The 19,533-nt window shown below is 34.0% G+C and carries 11 protein-coding genes; 6 read left to right on the forward strand and 5 right to left on the reverse strand.

Annotated elements, in window-relative coordinates; genetic code table 11:
- The first annotated feature begins 2 nt into the window (after positions 1-2).
- The 3 genes from tsf to frr all read left to right on the forward strand — a co-directional run bounded on the left by tsf (position 3) and on the right by frr (position 2,335).
- Positions 3-887 carry a translation elongation factor Ts gene (tsf, locus tag HW275_RS09165; protein ID WP_178936230.1) on the forward strand — a complete coding sequence of 295 codons (885 nt, stop codon included), beginning with the start codon at positions 3-5 and terminating at the stop codon, positions 885-887.
- A 96-nt stretch (positions 888-983) separates the two neighbouring features.
- Positions 984-1,709: a UMP kinase gene (pyrH, locus tag HW275_RS09170; RefSeq protein ID WP_178936231.1), complete on the forward strand. Its 726-nt coding sequence runs from the start codon at positions 984-986 to the stop codon at positions 1,707-1,709.
- A 68-nt stretch (positions 1,710-1,777) separates the two neighbouring features.
- Positions 1,778-2,335, forward strand: coding sequence for a ribosome recycling factor (gene frr / locus HW275_RS09175; RefSeq protein WP_178936232.1), 558 nt, complete (start codon positions 1,778-1,780; stop codon positions 2,333-2,335).
- 359 nt (positions 2,336-2,694) lie between these two features.
- Here frr and HW275_RS09180 read toward each other — a convergent pair whose 3' ends face one another.
- The 3 genes from HW275_RS09180 to HW275_RS09190 form a co-directional block, all read right to left on the reverse strand.
- Complete coding sequence (locus tag HW275_RS09180; RefSeq protein WP_178936233.1) at positions 2,695-3,357, reverse strand: HAD family phosphatase; 663 nt, start codon at positions 3,355-3,357, stop codon at positions 2,695-2,697.
- A gap of 74 nt (positions 3,358-3,431) precedes the next feature.
- Positions 3,432-4,439 carry a type 2 isopentenyl-diphosphate Delta-isomerase gene (gene fni / locus HW275_RS09185; protein ID WP_178936234.1) on the reverse strand — a complete coding sequence of 336 codons (1,008 nt, stop codon included), beginning with the start codon at positions 4,437-4,439 and terminating at the stop codon, positions 3,432-3,434.
- Positions 4,440-4,539: 100 nt separating this feature from the next.
- A complete protein-coding gene (locus HW275_RS09190) occupies positions 4,540-5,586 on the reverse strand; it encodes a phosphomevalonate kinase (RefSeq protein WP_218975116.1) in 1,047 nt (348 codons plus the stop codon).
- A gap of 255 nt (positions 5,587-5,841) precedes the next feature.
- On the opposite strand from HW275_RS09190, the gene HW275_RS09195 reads away from it, so the two are divergent.
- The 3 genes from HW275_RS09195 (at position 5,842) to HW275_RS09205 (ending at position 8,121) form a co-directional block, all read left to right on the forward strand.
- Positions 5,842-6,594: a nitroreductase family protein gene (locus HW275_RS09195; RefSeq protein ID WP_178936235.1), complete on the forward strand. Its 753-nt coding sequence runs from the start codon at positions 5,842-5,844 to the stop codon at positions 6,592-6,594.
- Positions 6,595-6,864: 270 nt separating this feature from the next.
- Positions 6,865-7,464, forward strand: a complete 600-nt coding sequence (locus HW275_RS09200) for an ACP phosphodiesterase (RefSeq protein ID WP_178936236.1) — start codon at positions 6,865-6,867, stop codon at positions 7,462-7,464.
- A gap of 75 nt (positions 7,465-7,539) precedes the next feature.
- The gene (locus HW275_RS09205; protein WP_178936237.1) at positions 7,540-8,121 is read left to right on the forward strand and encodes a hypothetical protein; all 582 of its coding nucleotides are present in this window, start codon (positions 7,540-7,542) and stop codon (positions 8,119-8,121) included.
- Between the two features lie 218 nt (positions 8,122-8,339).
- On the opposite strand, the gene HW275_RS09210 is transcribed toward HW275_RS09205, so the two are convergent.
- Positions 8,340-16,331, reverse strand: coding sequence for an autotransporter outer membrane beta-barrel domain-containing protein (locus HW275_RS09210; RefSeq protein ID WP_178936238.1), 7,992 nt, complete (start codon positions 16,329-16,331; stop codon positions 8,340-8,342).
- Between the two features lie 43 nt (positions 16,332-16,374).
- On the reverse strand, positions 16,375-16,896 hold the full coding sequence (locus HW275_RS09215; RefSeq protein ID WP_178936239.1) for an autotransporter-associated N-terminal domain-containing protein: 522 nt from the start codon (positions 16,894-16,896) through the stop codon (positions 16,375-16,377).
- Positions 16,897-19,533: the final 2,637 nt, after the last annotated feature.

Consider the following 19,533-nt stretch of genomic DNA (forward strand, 5'->3'; position numbering starts at 1 on the left):
AAGTGGCAATTACAACAGCACTTATTAAAGAATTAAGAGAAAGAACAGGAGCAGGAATGCTTGACTGTAAAAAAGCTTTACAAGAAAATGACGGGGATATTGAAAAGGCAATTGACTGGTTAAGAGAAAAAGGGATTGCTAAGGCGGCTAAAAAATCTGGAAGAATTGCAGCGGAAGGACTAGTATTTGCAGCAATTTCTGAAGACAGAAAAAAAGGGGCTATCTTGGAATTTAACTCTGAAACTGATTTTGTTGCTAAAAATGATGAATTTAAATCTTTTGGGGAAAAATTAGTAGAGTTATCTTTAAACCATGACTTGACAAGTGAAGATGAATTAAAGGCGTTTGAACTTGAAGGGAAAACTGTTGAAACTCACCTGACAGAATTAATTGTTAAAATCGGTGAAAATATGAATATCAGAAGATTAAAAGTTGTTGTGACTAATGGATTTGTTGAAACTTATATTCACTTAGGTGGAAAAATCGGCGTACTATTAAATGTCAATGGGGAAGCTACTCCTGAAAATATTGAAAAAGCAAGAGGTGTTGCAATGCACATTGCGGCAATGGATCCAAAATACTTGGATAAATCAGAAGTTACAGCTGATGATTTAGAAAGAGAAAAAGAAATTGCAAGACATCAATTGACTGCAGAAGGAAAACCAGCTAATATAATTGAAAAAATATTAGAAGGAAAAATGAGAAAATTCTACGAAGAAAACTGCTTAGTGCAACAAAAATACGTTAGAGATGACAGTTTAACTATCGAAAAATTTATTGCCCCTTGTACAATAAATTCATTTGACAGATTTAAAGTTGGAGAAGGAATCGAAAAGGAAGAAGTAGATTTTGCTGCTGAGGTAGCTGCACAAATTTCTGGAAATTAGTTATAAGGGGAATTATCCCCTTATTTTTTCGCAAATTTTTAAATAAATCTTTTTAAGCTGATTATGTTTGAAGATTTTATTTAATTTAAAAAATTTATGGAGGCTCCTATAATGTTTAAATATAAAAGAATATTATTAAAACTAAGTGGAGAAGCACTTGCGGGGAACAAGGAATTTGGTTTTTCAAATGAAGTGCTTGAAAGTTTTGCAAAACAAATAAAGGATGTACATGAAAAAGGTGTACAAATAGCTATTGTTATCGGTGGAGGAAATATTTTCCGTGGAATAAGTGGAATGGAAAAAGGATTTGACAGGGTAACTGGAGATACGATGGGAATGCTTGCAACTATTATGAATGGACTTGCACTGCAAAATGCAATCGAAAGCATAGGAGTACCGACAAGAGTCATGACAGCGCTTCAAATGCCACAAGTAGCCGAGCTTTATATCAGACGTAAGGCAATAAGACATCTGGAAAAGGGAAGAGTTGTTATTTTTGCAGGAGGAACAAGCAATCCTTATTTTACAACAGATTCTTCGGGAGCATTGAGAGCTGTGGAAATTCAGGCGGATGTGCTTGCGAAAGGGACAAAAGTTGATGGAATTTATGACAAGGATCCGATGAAGTTTGACGACGCTATGAGATACGATACAGTAACATTTGATGAAGCCATTTCAAAAAATCTGGGAGTAATGGATACGGCGGCACTTTCACTATGCAGGGAAAATCAAATGCCAATAGTAGTATTTAACGCTTTGGAGGAAGGAAATATCTTAAAAATGGCTCAAGGCGAAAATATAGGAACGACTGTAAAAAAATAATTGACAGAAAATATAAAAAATAGAATTTGTTATAAAATATTTTAATAAAAAATAAAAAGGTGGTAAGAATGTTAGACGCAATTTTAAAAGAAGTTGAAGAGAAAATGCAAAAATCTGTGGAAAATACAAAAGATAAATTTTCCCACGTAAGAGCAGGACGTGCAAGCGTTTCGATGCTTGACGGAGTAACAGTGGAAGCTTATGGCGCTCCGACTCCGCTTAATCAAGTTGGAACAGTTTCAGCTCCAGAAGCGAGATTGCTGGTAATTGACCCTTGGGACAAATCATTGATTCCAGCGATTGAAAAAACTATTTTACAGGCAAATTTAGGATTTAACCCGTCAAATGATGGAAGAATCATCAGACTTGTTGTGCCGGAACTTACAGAAGATCGTAGGAAAGAATATGTAAAAATGGTAAAAAAAGAAGCTGAGGAAGGAAAAGTTGCAGTCAGAAATGTACGAAAAGAAGTAAACAATAAATTAAGAAAACTTGAAAAAGACAGTGAAATCACAGAAGATGAACTAAAATCAAGTGAAGAAAAAGTACAAAAATTAACTGATAAATTTATCGCACAAGTTGATGAGGCTTTGAATAAAAAAGAAAAAGAATTATTGACAGTTTAATTTTTAGGATAGAATTTAGAAATGAATAAAAATAACGTAAGGGCATCAGACGCCATGCCCTTACAACTCCGCTTACGCAAAACTTTCTTATAAAGAAAAAATAAAACTCGCTTCGTAAAACTACGCTCACTTTCGCAAATAAAAGTTATTTTTACATAAATAAGTTTTATTATTATAAAAGTTGTGGCGAAAGAAATACATTCGTATTTAGTTATTTTTCCTTTAACGAAATTTTGCTTATTTAATATTTTCCAAATGTAAAAGCCTAAAACTTAAATATAACAATCTTGTAAAAAACAACTTTAATTTCATGAATTTTTTGATTTCTATTATTTGAATAGGAATAGTATAAATAATGATTATTTCCAAAATAATTTATCGAATAATGTTTTTCGAGGTGGCATTCCCTCCAGTTTAACTCCATTCTTAATCCAATATGTCTTTTTGGAAATATCGTAAAGTGGCTTGTCTGCTAGGCTGTCAGAATAAAATTGTGTAATTTCATACTCAAAATTATTTTGTTTTGCCCATTCATTCAGTTTCTTTACTTTTTCATCGCCCTTATTATTTTCTCCGTCAATTTTGGCAATAAAGGTTTTCTTATTATCGTTTACAAAATTTGTGCCAAAGACTTTGTCGTAGCCAAGTGACAATAAAAATTTTTCTATCAGAAATAGTGGGCTCGCAGAAGACACAATAACCATTTCACATTCTTTTTTGTTTTTTTCCAGCTCGCCTTTTATCCATGGGTAAATTTTATGTTTTTTAGTTTCCCAGAAATCTGCAACTAATTTTTCAATTTCTTCTGTGGAATGGGTTTCTAGAAATTCAAAATATCTTTCTTTCAGAGTCGTTAAATTTATTATTTTTATTAGATAAAAAAGCAAATCCTTTGAATATTTTATTAAAAATAAAATGGACTTTAATGGATATTTTTTTAAATAAAATGTGGAAAAATTAACACCAGTTTCCCCATCATAGATTGTTTTGTCAAAATCATAAACTATAATTTTCTTTTTCATTAATTAGCTCTCTTTCTTTAATTATATTAGCTTAAAACTAATTTTTGATATACAGTTAGGTTATAATAAATTTATTAAAATTTTTGCATAGAAAATTCCAATGTTTTTCCATACAAGACATATTTTGTATTTTGCAATTCATTAATATTTTTCGCATTTAAGGCACACATTATCATTTTACATTCGATTTTCCAGTTTTCCACAATTTTGATTATGTTTTCAACATCATATTTTACAGCCAATTCTAAAATCGTTCTGGAAATACCGACGGCTTTTGCTCCCAAAACTAAGCATTTTATCATATCCAGCGGATTTCGTACCCCGCCACTTGCGATAATTTCCACTTTGTTTGTGTAATTTTTTAGATTTAAAAGGCAGGAAACAGTAGTCTGTCCCCAGTTATTCAGGTAATCAAGGCTATTTTCACGTCGCATATTTTCAATAAAGGCAAAGCTTGTGCCGCCACGTCCGCTTATGTCAAAAGTTTTTATTCCCAGCTTAATTCCCTGTTTTATAGTATTTTCAGTCATTCCAAACCCAACTTCTTTTAAAATAACTGGAATTTTTATATTTTGAACAAATTCCTTTAAATTGTTTTCCCACTCGCTAAAGTTTCGGCTACCTTCCGGCATAATTAACTCTTGCATCAGATTTACGTGAACTTGTAAAAATAGCGGATTTAGAGCTTTTATAGCGGTAATTCCAGCTATGTAATCTTTATCAATTCCAATATTTGTGGCAAGCTGTAAATCTGGATTTTCCTTTTTTACAATCTTAAATGAATCATCATCAGAATTTTTTAGAGCGGCACTATACGAGCCTGTTACAAATAGTAAATTGCATTCATTTGCGACTTTTGCCAGTTTTTGGTTAATTTTTTTCGCATTTTCACTTCCACCTGTAATTGCATTGATAAAAAATGGAAATTCAAAATCATGGCTTGCGAAATTAGTTGACAAGTCAATTTCATCCAGATTGTATTTTGGAATGGAACTATGAATAAGCTCGACATCGTCAAAGCTGTTATAATCGCTCCTATGTTCCAGCGCATACTTAATATGCTCATCTTTTCTATTTTTCATATTTCTCCTATTTTTATTTTTAATTAATATATTATATATTTTTTCTTTTTTGACACGTAAAGGGATTAGTAAATTGAACTCCATTTAAATAATAAATTTTTTATAACTTTTCAGCATATAGCAATTCAATTCCGCATTTTTCCCATCTGTCAATAATAGTTTTTGTATCGTTTTCATTAAATGAAAGGGCAATTCCGCAATCCCCACCGCCGGCACCGCTGCTTTTGGCACAGATATCGAGATTTTGTGTGGAGTTTACCAAATCTTTTAATTTTTTATTATAAATATTTTTATTTAAATTTTCAAGCAATATTCCGTTTTCGCTGATACATTTTCTTATTGTTACTTTATCACCATTTTTTATAGCTTCCCTCAATTTTTTTACAATATTTTCTACGTTTTTCAAAAAGTTTTCATTAATTGAACTTTTTACAATATTTACTAAGTCGCCAGAAATAGCAGGCTTCTTTGTCCAGCCAACTAGAAATTCACAATTTAAATTATTTTTGTTAAAATTCAGTTTGGAAATTTCATAGTTCCAGTCAGCTTTTAGCACTTTGTCTAAAGTTTCTTTTTTTATTAGTTCACTAATTTTTTTTCTGTCAAAAGATTTATAAAAAATCAGGCTTTCGTAGGAAATGCAGGCTATATCACCCATAGAGCCGTTATCTCCACGTTTTAGCAACACATAGGAGGACAGCTTGAAAATCATATCTTTTGAAATTTTGAGATTATAGAGGCTTAAGATAGATTTTATTGTTAAAATTACGACGCTTCCGCTTGAGCCGATTCCAAATTTTTTTCCATCCTTTTCCATTTTTCCAGTGATTTCAAGATTAAAAGGCTTTATTTCTAAGCTGTTTAATTTTAAGTATTCATTCATAACAGATACTGTTTCGCAGATGAGCGAATAATTCTTATCAAAATTTTGTAAAGTTTTTTTATCAAAAGCCGTTTTTTCAAGAGTTATGGAGTAATCAAACATATCTGAAAAAATTGTATATTTATTAGCAAAACTTATTTTTGAATTCATAAAAATATTTATATTTTTTATGACTGCGCTTTGTCCAGTTGTTAGAATTGAATATTCTCCAGCGATATAGAGTTTTCCGCAGGTTTCGTTGGTTATTATTTTATTTTTTGACATTTTTTTCTCTTTCATTTTTTATAAAAAGTAAGGCATTAAAAATGCTTATAATAATCAATTATACCATAAAAAACGTCATAGTAAAACCAATTTGAAGCTAAATTTTTAAATTATAGTCATTATGTCAAAATGCTGATTTTACCTAGTTTATATCACTCCAATTTTAAAGGGATGGAATGATTTTAAATGGTTTGACAATACAAATATAATGTGATAACATTAATTAAATAAACTAGAAAAAGGGAAGTGATTTAAATGAATGGATTGATAAGACAATTGCAAAATAGACGTTCTGTAAGGGAGTTTACAGGGGAAAAGATAAAGGAAGAAGATTTGCAGACTATACTTGCGACTGCTCAAAGGGCGGCAAATTCAGTTAATGGACAGCAGACTTCATTGATTGTTATAAGAGATAAGGAAAAATTGGCAAAAATTGCGGAGCTTTGTGGAGGGCAAAAGCATATTGCAGAGGCTGACGCTTTTGTATTTGTATTAATTGACTTTCATCGTGGAGTTTATGCGGCAAATTCTGTTGGAAAGAGAAATATTGCTCCAAAATCTGCGGATGGAATTCTGGTTGGCGCAGTAGATGCGGGAATTATTGTAAATGCGTTGCAGACAGCGGCTTTTGCTCTTGGATATGGAAGTACGGTAATTGGGGCAATAAGAAAGGAAACAAAGGAATTTATAAAAATGCTTGGGTTACCAGAATATGTATTCCCGATAGTAGGAAGCACGCTTGGAGTGCCTGTGGAAAGAAAATTAACTAGGGTAAAACCAAGAGTTCCATTAGACACATTTGTATTTGAAGATACTTATGATGCAAAAAAAGTGGAGGAAGGTGTAGAATTTCACGAAAAAGATACGGTCGCTTGGCGTGAAGAAAATGGAACACCACAATTACCATCATACAAGGAAATGATTGTAAGAATCTATGAAAATTTCTATAATAAATCAAAACAGGACTTGGAAGATCAAGGATTCAAATTTGCTGATGAATTGGACTAAAAATAATTAATGGAATTTTTTAAAACTGATGCTAAACCCCGTTTAAAAATAGGTATAAATTTTTATAATAAAGTTGTTTGATAGTTAATTCATAATAATTCAACTAAATTATTTTTTATTATTTTGTTAGATATTTTAATTATTTGAAAATATTAGGTTTATATCCTTTATTAGAAAAGTTTGTAATAAATTTGTTATTTAAATGGGGCTTAGTATGAAATTACCAGATTAGAATATTTTTAAAAGTAAATGGGAAAAGAGATAGAAATTATGAATTTTTTAGCACATTCACTAATTTCGCTGGAAATTGATGAGCGGGAAAACAAAAAGACGTTATACGGGAATTTTGCTGGAGATTTTTACAAGGGGCTGGTTGATAAGATAGAGCTTCCTGAAAAATTGAAAGAGGGGATTGTTTTACATCGGATAATTGACGGAATTTCTGACAGGAATGAGAATTTTCTGAATAAGCTGCTTATGAAAAAATTTGGAATTTTTAAGGGGATTGTGTCGGATATGTATATTGATCATTTTTTAGCCAAAAATTTTGATAGGTTATTCAATGAAAATATTAATAATATTGAAAATAAAATATTGTATAATATATCTGAGAATCAAAGTTTTTTTCCAAAAAAATTCGCAGGAACATTCAAATGGATTAAAAGTGAGAACGTGATGTCCAGTTACAAAAATATAGATTTTCTGGAGCGAGCATTTTATGGGATTTCTCAAAGAGTCAGAAAGGGAGAAATTTTAAGGTTGGCTGTAAAGGAGCTGGAAAAAAATTACAGCACTTTTGAAGAAAAATCTATAAAAGAATTTTTTTATGTAAAAGAGAAAAGTATAAAAAATTTTTTGATGAATAGTTAAAGGCTGGGCTTGGTTTATTTTAAAATAATAATTTTGATTTTTATATGATTAAATAAAATTGGAGGAAGAAGAAAAATGATAAAGTTTACAAAAGCAAGAAAAATTTTAATGGGATTAATGGTTCTGGGGCAATTGGCAGCTGTACCGGTTATAGCGAATGCGGCGCCGTCAAAAGAGTCTGTGGAAGTAAAAAAATATGATTCATTAAATGCGGCTGCAAAAGATTATGCAAAAGTCTTGCAGGAAATATCAAATTACGGTTCAAGAAAGATGTTGAAATCTATAAATCCTGATGTGGATAAATATGTCGCTAAAATGAATAATGCAACATTGAAGAAACAATGGGAAGATTCAAATACAATGCTTATTGAGCAGTTTGACGTATCTGTCTACAAAGTGAATGAAAATGGAAATGAAGGTGAAGTTGTATTTTTGATAAAAGGATATGATGAAAAGGCTCTGGATAAATATTTGGGAGATAATGCCAGTAAATATGTGACAAAAGTTGATAATTCAAAGGATGAAATTGAAGTTAATATTGATAAGTATATAAAATTGCAGTATGATTATCTGTCAAAAACTAAAAAGGTTAATTTAGCCACTTCAACAGTTAAATTTAAAAAAGGCAGCGATAATAAATGGCAAGTTGCTAAATAAATAACTTTTTAAAGATAAAGAATACTAAGCTGCCGAACAAGTCTAATAAAAAAATAAAAATAATTTATGGAACTTATAGAATTTAATATTTTATAAGTTTTTTTTTGTTAAAATTTTTCATTATAAAAGAAAGGCCGCCCGTAGGCAGCCTCCCCCTTAAGTTTAAGCTGTTCTGCTCATCTCAAGCTTTCTTGAGCCCTTCAAGCCCGTACCTCTTACTAGTACAGAACTCTCAGTCCCAGTCCAGCGTTGAAGTTGTGTCCCTTTGTTTCGTATCCTGTGTTTACTGTGAATCCTAGTCTTCCGTTATCCAGTCCTAGGTTAAGGTGCGACTTGAAGTTTCCTCTCTTGTCTTCCTTGTCCCCTCTGATTCCGAAGTAGTCTGTCCATGCTCCAACTATTCTTGCTTCATTTTCAACGTCGTTCAGTTTTCCGATTTCGTTTTCATAAGTGAAGCCCAGAACTGCTGTGAAGTTTGTATTCTTGAATACTGGCTGGCTGTATCTGAAGTCGATTCCTGCATTCGGTTTAACTGAGATGTAGTCGTCGCTCTTGACATTCAGCGCCATGTCCCCGTTTTCATGGATTGAAGAGAATCTTCCGTATTCAGCCTTGATTCCGATGTTTGGAACGATGCTGAAGCCGTCATTTATTACAAATGCCTTTTCAAGTCCAAGGGTTGCCCCTGCACCATAAGAATAGTAGTCAGCTTTTGCTCTGAATTCCTGATCTACTACCCAGAATCTACGCTTGATGTCGTTTCTTCCGAAGAATCCGTTTCCTCCTACATTAAGTACGAATGTTCCGTCACCGTCAAGAGGGATTGACTTGAACACTCCGACTTTGGCCATTGCCTGGTTTTCATAAGATTTAGACAGATCTTTGAATGTGTAGTAGTTGTTTACAACTCCCGCATACCATCCTGAAGCTTGTCCAAGTCTTACAGTCTCATCTTCATGGACATAGGCAAATCCGCCTGAGTTGCTGTACCAGTCAGGTATTCCTGCAGTGTCAGTCTTGTACTCATTTCTTTGTCCGAACGCCTTGAACTTGTTGGAATCTTTAGAAAGATTGTTGTCTTTTCTAAGTCCGTCAATTTCTCCACCTATAATATCAGATGTAGCCTTGATTCTTTGTTGGACTCCACCATAAATGTGCCCTCTCATCTGATCGAACGCCTGAGCCAGGATGTGCCCTTCTCCGTTTCCTAAGCTGTTCAGTTTATTGAAGATAACTTTTTCAGCACTTTCCGGTCTTGCGATTTCATAGATGTTGTCCAGGTTGTTTGTGAAGTTTACAAGCGAAGTATCGTTGTCATAGGCGAATGAGTGGTAAGGAACCTTACTCATGTACACTTCTGACAATTGGTTGTCATCAGATATTTTTGCCAATACTTGCCAAGTTAAGCTTGCTGACAATGCATTAACCTTCGCTCCTCCCGGCAGCTTGTTCAGCGCATCGTTGAACGGTTTCAGGATATTGCTCTTCGCAACGAGGTTTCCATTTTCATCGTATTTATCTCCGATTCTGATTGCCTTGGAGTTTGTATACAATGTAGCTTCCGGTCCGAAGTACAGGTTAACTTTCGACAGCTTAGGAAGGTTTTCAATACCGTTGATCGGGTTAGTATATCTAACTCCCGAAGTATCTACGTACATTCCGATGCTTGTAACTTCTGACCGTTGATCCCTGTAGGCATGTTCCCATACCGGGTTACCCCATTCGTTCTTAGCTGAAAGGTCGATTATTCTTGTTCCTCCAGTCTGAATGCTGCTTGTAACAGTTATGTTCTTAGCTGAAGATCCTGGAGTCGCCGCATCACTTTCAACATTGAAGATTGGAGTGTCAATGCCGTCAACGCTTATCTTAGTCAATGGCACGATGTCCGGAGCAGTTATTGTTGTTCCTACTCCTGTTGTCTTAGGATTTCCTGTTGTTCCTTCCTCTATTGAGCTTTCAGTTCCTCCGTAAAGGTCTGTTCCACCTTTTCCGTTAGTCTGTCCTGCCGTTACCGCAGATGCCGAAGTGTATCTCGGATCTGTTGATTTAAGAACTTCTGTAGGGTTTCCGCTTGCATCAACGATAAATCTTGAACCGTCAGTTACGATTCCGTAGGAACCTGTTCCTGTTACGTTGATTGTTCCGTAGTTCTTGATGTATCCACCGTTGATTGCAACCACTCCTGACAAGTTGTTGGCATTACCGGTGATTGTTCCGTGGTTTTCCCCAATTGCCCCGTGATCTAGGTACATACCGATTGAGCTTTCACCTTGCAAATTAATTGTTCCATAGTTAAGGGCTTTAGATCCATGTCCAGTTGCGAACATTCCGATACCTTCTTTTTCCTTGACGTTGATTGTTCCCCTGTTTACAACATATCCTTCTTCCTGTGTTCTGTCGAATGAGCCATCAGTTTTATAGACATTACGTCCTGCGGCCATCGCTGCTGAATATCTCATGTTAATTGTATCTGACATACCAGTCGTGATTGTTCCGTAGTTAGTTGACGGCGCATTGATGTTGCTTGAGAACACTCCGACGTTTCCAAATCCTAGCGTATCATTGTTCTGGTTGTCAACATCGTATTTGGATCTTAGGTCAATTGTTCCGTAGTTGTCTATCGAACCTTTAGTGTAATAAGCTGTATTGTAGTCCCCGTCCATTGTTATGTTGGCAAAAGATTTTCCTCTTGACTCAGTGTCCAGTGAGTAGTAGTATACAGAATTTCCCTGTTCGTAAACTTCTTCCGGAACTTTAGGGTTTGTAGGTTTTGTTGACTTGACATGTCCACCTGCATTGCTGTTTGTGGAGTATGCCAGTCTGATTGTCGGCTGGTCTGTAGGCGAACCGATTGTTACATTTGTCGGAGCCCCTCCGTTCTTTTCAGCCATCACGATACCGTATGAGAATCTGTCGATGTCCATGTCGGCGCTGACATTGATGTCCCTTGCGGTATTTGTTCTAGTCTGGTTGTTGTCAATGTATACTCCGATTACTGAATCCCTTTCCCTTGGAGCGTCCAGTTTTGACAACAGGTTGTTAGGGTTGGCATATTGAGTCTGTCTGCTGATTGGGTATGCCCCTGGTGCAGTTGAAACTCCCGACGTTGTCTGAACATGTCCCATTACAGTGTCATTTCCAACCAAGATCTTAGTTTGTTGGATATTTACGTTTCCATCTCCGGAATAGATTCCGTAGTTGTTCTTGTTAACTGTAATCTGAGACTTGCTTCCGTCAGCCTTGGCGCCAGTGTTTACGTTATATCCGTAGATAGCCCAGCTTCCTATGTTCTTGTCGTTTGTGGAATCCCCGATTGTAATGTCCCCGTGGTTTTCAATAGTTGTATAAGTTCCGCCTGCATTGCCGTTGGCAGAGTTTGCAAAGATACCTACGTTCACTTTCTTCATATCTTCGGAAGTGATCGTGTTAGCCTGCGCATTCAATGAGTCGTTAAGCTTGATGTTACCGTAGTTTACAAATGTACCTTTGTTGACTATGGCACCGTAAGCCCTTACATTGGTAACGGATGACTTGTCTTCCTCGATGTTACCTCTGTTAATTACAGTATCTCCAGCATCGTTAGTATTTACCAGGATACCTGCAATCCCTTTGTAAGTTCCACGTCCTGCTGTCGGTGTTGTCAGTTTAGATTCAGCCAGTTCATATGCCAAGTCTACCTTAGTGTCACCTCTATTAGTAAATTTAATATCTAAGTCATTAGAAGCTGTTGTAACTTGTGTATTTCTTCCGCCAAATACCATTGCAAATCCATTTTTATTGTTTGCACCATTATAGTTGTATTGGAATGTCTTCAAGTGGTTTGCGCCTGTTGCAACATGAGTGTCATCCATTCCCCATAATCCTACTCCATCATCAGCAGTTTCTACAGTGAATTTATCAGAAAGTAAGTTAATTTCAGCACTTTCAGCATAAATACCTACACCATTTTTACCTGTGAAAATATCATTTCCACCTAGATTAGTAGTAAGTCCACCTGGAGTGAATGTTGTTGCTTTAGTTCCCCATGCAGTAAATGCTCCATTGCTTCCACCTGTAAGGTTGATTACTCCACCAGCATTAGCAGATCCGTTAGCATAGTTTGTATTGCTGTTTACTAATGCGATACCTACTCCTCTTGCATCAGGAGCTGTTACATCTGCATTTGAAACATCAATACCAGTCGATCCAGCAGTAGTATTGATATAATCAATTGTTACACCACTTGCCAATCCATCATTTCTATTTTCTGCATAAATACCAGTTGCTTTTTCTCCTGCAACATAGATTTTTGCATCTTCATGTCTAATTGCAACAGAGTTGTCCACACCTCTATGGTTAATTTCATCAGCATAGTTATAAGTTACTTCATTTGTATCTGAAATACCTACAATACCATAGTTTTCACCAGTAGCAGTGTTTTCGGCAGATCTGTTTCTGTTATCCCCATTTGTCGCAACATGAGAAGGTTGTTCATATTTACCTGTTACAATAATTTCAGAGTTTTTAAGGTTTTTAAGAATACTTCCGTCGGTTCCAACGATAGCATTACCATGATCTACTTTTACAGTAGCGACTTTGTTTCCATCACCATTTACGATAGTTCCAAAGTTTACAAGAAGTCCTGTTATCGGTGCTGACGAAGCAGTAGTGTCTTTAGAACCTCCCCAGAAATTTACTGTTCCTAAGTTAGTAAATCCTGATTCACCTTTTCTTGTTTTTCTCCATATCGGATCATTAGCATTTTTAACATCATTCCATCTGCTTAACGAGTTACCCATTGCAAGTCCAACATTTTTAACTTGATAATTAGTTTTTCCTTTAGAATCTTTCAAATCTCTTTCACGTACATCCCCTGTAACTTTTTTACCGTTATTTATTGTCAAGTATGTACTTTCCATCTTAATATCATTGAAAGTATCATTTTTATCAGTAGCTGGTGTAGCTGTTGCTCCTGTTTTTTCAATATCTTCTACATTAACATCTTCATCAATTTGTAATTTATCATTGATTAAAGTAACATCTATTAAATGGCTACCTTTGTTATTTATTGTCATTCCGCCCGCATAGTTACCAATTCCTTGTAAGAAACTACTATTAGGAGTACCAGAAGTTCCTATTTTATTACTATCCCATTTTAGTTCTTCTGTTGCTTGATTAATTATTCCGATAGTTACATTACCAGTTAGGATATTAGTAGTTACTTGTCCCATACCTCTGTATTTAGCTTTATCCCAAATATTAGCTTCTGTTACGTCAGTTGGACGTGTAATATCTTTCGCATAATCCCATTCTCTAACGATAGAATCCCCTGGTTTACGAATATTTCCATAATTATTACCAGTCAATAGAACACCATCATACATATCAATATTAGTAGTTCCAGTAAATGTTATATTTGATTGATCGCTATCATCTTCTCTATACACATAGAATGGTGAAACATTTGTATGTGTATTTACTGTACTTATTGATTGTGCATGTCTAGTACCAGTATTTACTGTACCATCTCCACTTGCAGAAATTGTACCAGTTGTACTATTGTTATTTTGGTTTACAATGTTTCCTTCAAATTCGATTGTACTATTTTTTCTTGCATAAAGAGCACCATATTCATTATCAACAATAGTTACATTTTTTAATTTTACATTACCTCTGTTTTTAGCAACAGCTCCAATACCAAAAATTAATGAATTATCTGCATTAATATCTGCTCCTGTTTCAGCAAATGTAGTGCTTGCGGCTTCTCCATCCATATCAATTTGTCCACCATTTACTGCATATGCGGCGATATTCTTATATGCACGTGCATTTGCATCAGCAGAATTTTTATTGTAATCTGTATTATTTAATGTCAGCCAGTCTGCTGCAACAATTTTTCCTACAGTAGTTATTTTTGAATCAAATGCACTGTTTTTTCGTCCAAGATCTGATTGATAACCATCAGCATAAGCAACAACTGCCTCAGAACCAGCAGCTCTTACCATTACTTTAGCCGTTGTAGTACCAGCTTTGATTTCACCACCATCTTGTGCAACAAATACACGTCCAGCTTTAGACATTGAATCAACATCTTTTAAGAAAGTGATTCTGGAAGCCTTGTTAACAAATTTTCCTTGAATTAACGAGCCTTTAATATCATCTGTCTCACCACCAGCATATCCCATTATATGATTTGTACTTACATCTGTAAGTTTGATTTTATTATACTCTCTTTGAGTAGGTGTGGTTCCATGTAAACCATCAGTAATATTGTTAGTATTTGATGCATCTCCAACAGATACTCCTGTACCATTAATTGTATAGACAGATACTCCTGTAGCATTATTTTGATATGCAACATTAAGAGTTTGAACTGTAACATCTTTTGAAGCAGTTCCTCCTCCACCAGAAATATGGCTTCCAATATCAAGTCCTTCTGCATTTTGTCCACTTGCAGCATAAACAGCTACTGAGTTAGTGGCAGCATTAGTTCCTCCGAATGCTCCTTGTAATCGAATTTCTCCGTTAAAGAATCCTGCTTTTCCGATATTATAAGGTTGTGTAGTTGGCCCTTGCAAATTAACCATAATATTATTATTACCTTGCATTTGCACATCAGATAAATAAAGTTTTGAAGCAGCATCTACAACACCGGCATATCCATTATACACAACATTGTTATTTCCTGCTGTAAATATACGTCCACCTGTTTGTGTTCCCCACTGCATTAAATCATCAGTTTTTAAAGCAGTATCACTAGCAGTAGCACCCTTACCATTTATAATAGTAGCTTTACCAAGAGCAGAAATAACATTATACACAACATTATTATTTCCTCTAAATCTTACATTTACAGGACCTGCTACTGTAACTTCACTGCTAACCAATTTTGATTCATTACTAAATCCATCCTGAAAATTAAAAGCAACGTTTTTTTCTTCCCCAGTTAATCCACCATTATCTTGAACACTATTTGTAGTATCAAAGTTAGCTATTGAGTTTGTATTATCATTACTAAAAGTAATTGTAGCCTTTCCAGTACGTCCAAGACTTGTAACATAAGCTGCTCCATTTCCATTATAAATTGAAACATCAACATCTTCAGAAGTTACATTAGCACCATCAATAGCTTTTAAATATGAATTTCCTGCAAGAGAAGGAGTATGTCCAATATGTACATCTAGATATTTGGTATTCATTGTTTTATTAGTTAATAATACTTCACTACGTGCAGATACTCCTCCAGAAGTTGCAGCATTTTTGTGTAAATCATAAGTGCCACCACCATGAGCATCAAGAGCCTGCGTAAACAATGTCCATGCATTTGCAGTTAAATTTCCAGCTGTATCGTGTACTTGTTGTCTAAGATAAGCAGCTCTTGTCATAGGTGTATCCGTACCAGATGTGGTGTATGAAGTTCCTAAAACACCAGCCATTGAAGCATTGTATGCAGTATTATAAGCATTTGTGTAAGCTGTTCCAGTAAGTGCTCCACCAGCTGCAACACCAGCTGCATGAGCAATTGCAGTTTGATCATCATATTTCTTACCATAATAAGCTACATTTGTATTAGCAGCGTTTATATTTAAGTTAGGATGAGTGTGATAATAATCTATAATAGCCTCTACAATAGTCCCTGCACCGCCTCCACGTGCATTCCATTCGGCTGCAAACGGAACTGAAAAAGTAGAAGCTACTCCATCATACCCAGTATCACCATTACTTAAATGAGTACCTCCATTTGAATCAAGCCAACTTCCCGGTGTATTATAAGTATTATTTAAATTATTATAAGAAGAACCTGCTGCATTGTTATTTGGAGCTGGTTTATTTAAATTGGAATACTGTACACCAGAACTACCACTTGTCTGAGGAAGCCAAGTATAATTTGTCACACCGTGGTATGCTCCATAGACTTCTCCTGGAACAGAAGCAATATTCCCATTTTCTATATGTCCTCTACTAGTTGCTGAATGTCCTTCCAAGTCAGTGTCATATTTACTTTGTTGACGGTTTCTTGTCTGCCAATCCCATCCATCGTATGAACGAATTGTAGAATTCGTTCTATCAAAAGTTGCAATATTTCCCCAATTTTTAGCATTTGTTACAGTAGTTTTTGGATCTGGAAGATTCAAAGTGTAACCAGCATTAGGTGCCTCTTTAACATAGCTAGTTAATGTTGAACTAGTACTTGTATAAATAACAGGATTATAACTTACCGCATTCGGCATTTTAATATTATCCAGTCTTTCAGGCGTATAGTTCTTATAAGGCTCATGTATTAGCCGGATTGATAGTCAGTGAGTTTGGCTCCTGATTACGAGGTATATTCAAGTTAGTAGCCCCGTATAGATGCTTGCTTGGGTCAAACACATACTTAGTTAAATCGTTATCCCTTCTGTAGTATTCCAGGAACTTTCCTCCACGCCCCCTGTAGGTAGTTCCCCAGTCGTTGTTCGTATATCCTGTGCCGAACTGGAATGAAGCCCATGGGCTCTTGATAACCTGATCCCCCTGCTGAAGCAATTGTGCAAGTTCCCTCTCAGCACCTTTAAGAGACTGTTCATTCTCCTTTCTGGCACGTATGAAGGACTGACGCAGGTCAGTTATGGCATCATAGGTTGCGGCACTGACTTCCTGCTGCTCCGTAGCTGCATCGGCATTAAGCCTAGGCGCAAAAGTGAGAAGCCCGGTAACAAGGAAAGCGATTAGCAGGCTGTCAGAATAGTGCACGTCTTTACATCTTTTAACAAACGATCGCAAGTCTTTAGCAATCTGTCGTAAGTTATTACTCATATCTTCCTCCTTAAAATTATGAAAAATAGCCAGAAAACGACTATTAGTACAGTATAGTGTTTCATTCTGCCCCGAAAAGAATCTGATGGTGACAGAACAGCCTAGTAATGTTCAAAAACAGGGCATCAAAGCGGAAGGACATCTAGAAAAGCAGGCAAAAATGCAATGTGGCGGGCAAAAAGTCCTTAAGGGCGCCCATAAGTGATTTTTTTTCAGAAATAATTAACTAAACATTAAGTAAAGGTAATAGAAAGAGATATTTTTGATTAGAAATGTCAGTGATTTTTGAGTTCTGTTTTGAAATGATATTTTAAATAAAAAAAATATAAATAATGTAGAAATTATACAATTCCTCATTTACATAACGAATATTTAATAACTCTTGAATTACATACTATTTCAACAAGGAATTAAAACTTTAAGTTTCTAATGAGGTTTAGTATTAATTTTTATTGATAACAAAAAAAGCTAGAAAAATCTAGCTCAGTTTGCCAATAATTTTTATCTTAATCTATAAAGTTATCCTTAGGATTTTAGATATTTTTATATTATCATATTTTATAAAATTGTCAATCATTTTTTTGACAAAGCCCCTAAGGGGTGAGGTAGAGGTGAAATTCTGATTTTTTTAGACTATCTAGTTATTCTGTAGATGATATAAAGTATTATAAGAAGTCTAATAATGTCATCATTACTCACTGCTCTTAACCTCCTTAGATTGATTCTAGGCTTGTATCCTAGTAAAATAATTATACTAAAAAAGACTAGAAAAGTCTAGTCTTAATTTACAAGTTTTTAATCAATCTAAGTTTACCCTTAGGGTTTTAAGGTACTTTTATTATACCATATTTTATAAAATTGTCAATCATTTTTTTGACAAAGCCTCTAAGGGGGTGAGTTAGAGGTGAAATTCTGATTTTTTTAGACTATCTAGTTATTCTGTAGATGATATAAAGTATTGTAAGAAGTCTAATAATGTCATCATTACTCACTGCTCTGTACCTCCTTGCAAATAAATATGAGCTTATTGAACTCAGGTTTAATTATAACAAAAAAAGCTAGAAAAATCTAGCTCAGTTTGCCAATAATTTTTATTTATTTACAAGTTACCCTTAGGGTTTTAAGGTACTTTTATTATATCATATTTTACAAAATTGTCAATAAGTTTTTGGCAAAGCCCTAGGGGCTGAGGCAGAGGTGAAATTCCGACTTTTTGGCTATCTAGTTATTCTATAAATAATATATAGAATGATGAGAAGCCTGATTATATCATCGTTGTTCATTGCTCTAACCTCCTTTTGTAAAAAAGTGAGTTTATCGAAACTCAAAACTATTATAACAAAAAAGGCTAGAAAATTCTAGCCTGATTTGCCGATATTTTTTCTTTTTTTACAAAAGTTTCACCCTTAGGGTTGTTATATAAATATTATATCATATTTTACAAAATTGTCAATAAGTTTTTGACAAAGCCCTAGGGGCTGAGGTAGAGGTGAAATTCCGATTTTTTAGCTATCTAGTTATTCTATAAATAATATATAGAATGATGAGAAGCCTGATAATATCTTCATTATTCACTACTCTAACCTCCTTACAATTATAAAATATGAGTTTACTGAACTCTTTGTTATTATAACAAAAAAGACTAGAAAATTCTAGTCTGATTTGCCAACATTTTTTATTTTAAATACAAAGTTACCCTTAGGGTTATTACAATGATATTATACCGTATTTTGCAAAATTGTCAACAAGTTTTTCTTTAATAGATAAAATATGAGTTTATTAAACTCAGTTTTAATTATAACAAAAAAAGCTAGGAAAATCTAGCTTAATTTGTCAGTAATTTTTATTTTATAATCATAAGTTCACCCTTAGGGTTGATACATAAATATTATATCATATTTCGCAAAATTGTCAACATCAAATTTTGATTTTTCTTATGCAATTTTATAAAAAATTTTTTTATTAATTTTTGTTAAAATTATTGTTTTAATTGGTTTTTATTTTTTAACTTTTTGAATAAAAATGCTTATTTTTTGTACTTAATATTATGATTTTCTAATGAAAATTGAGATATTTTAAATTAACATTCGGTTAATTGACAGCTTTGAGAATGTGTTTTTTGTCGAAAAAACTTGACATATTTTTTTTTATAGGGTATACTAAGATTGTTTCAATAGTCTTTGTAAAATAATACGGATTTAATAATCTTATAAATAAAAAAAAGGAAAATCTTGAGGAATAATAAGTTTTGTAAAGTTGAGCTATTGTATCCGTTGTGTTAAAAACATTGGCTTTGCGAAGAGATTTAGAAAACTGGAAAAAATGATATTGAGATAAAGAATTTTCATACTTTATTCAAACAAAGGGACTAAGTTTTATCATTTTTCATTTATGACTATAAAAATTAATAAGAGGACTAACTCAACATGATATAAAAAAATAAGTTTTTGCTTATTGTAATATGTATTATGTTGCTTTTGCTATATAAATTTTTAAATTGTCGTACTTGATATTTAAAAAATGAGAAATTTATTTTTTAGAAAAATTCTTATCGCAAATTAGGTAAAAAAAGGGTTGTAAGCGAATTGAATGTTGCTTTTTTGGTAATAAATTCGTGAATCTAAAAATTATTTGAAC

Source organism: Leptotrichia sp. oral taxon 223 (assembly GCF_013394795.1).
Lineage (GTDB): Bacteria > Fusobacteriota > Fusobacteriia > Fusobacteriales > Leptotrichiaceae > Leptotrichia.

What these genes read in the sequence shown, in the direction of transcription:
- pyrH (WP_178936231.1), top strand. Translation starts at nt 984, where the DNA reads ATGGAGGCTCCTATAATGTTTAAATATAAAAGAATATTATTAAAACTA.
- frr (WP_178936232.1), top strand. Translation starts at nt 1,778, where the DNA reads ATGTTAGACGCAATTTTAAAAGAAGTTGAAGAGAAAATGCAAAAATCT.
- HW275_RS09180 (WP_178936233.1), bottom strand. Translation starts at nt 3,357, where the DNA reads ATGAAAAAGAAAATTATAGTTTATGATTTTGACAAAACAATCTATGAT.
- fni (WP_178936234.1), bottom strand. Translation starts at nt 4,439, where the DNA reads ATGAAAAATAGAAAAGATGAGCATATTAAGTATGCGCTGGAACATAGG.
- HW275_RS09190 (WP_218975116.1), bottom strand. Translation starts at nt 5,586, where the DNA reads ATGTCAAAAAATAAAATAATAACCAACGAAACCTGCGGAAAACTCTAT.
- HW275_RS09195 (WP_178936235.1), top strand. Translation starts at nt 5,842, where the DNA reads ATGAATGGATTGATAAGACAATTGCAAAATAGACGTTCTGTAAGGGAG.
- HW275_RS09200 (WP_178936236.1), top strand. Translation starts at nt 6,865, where the DNA reads ATGAATTTTTTAGCACATTCACTAATTTCGCTGGAAATTGATGAGCGG.
- HW275_RS09205 (WP_178936237.1), top strand. Translation starts at nt 7,540, where the DNA reads ATGATAAAGTTTACAAAAGCAAGAAAAATTTTAATGGGATTAATGGTT.
- HW275_RS09210 (WP_178936238.1), bottom strand. Translation starts at nt 16,331, where the DNA reads ATGCCGAATGCGGTAAGTTATAATCCTGTTATTTATACAAGTACTAGT.
- HW275_RS09215 (WP_178936239.1), bottom strand. Translation starts at nt 16,896, where the DNA reads ATGAGTAATAACTTACGACAGATTGCTAAAGACTTGCGATCGTTTGTT.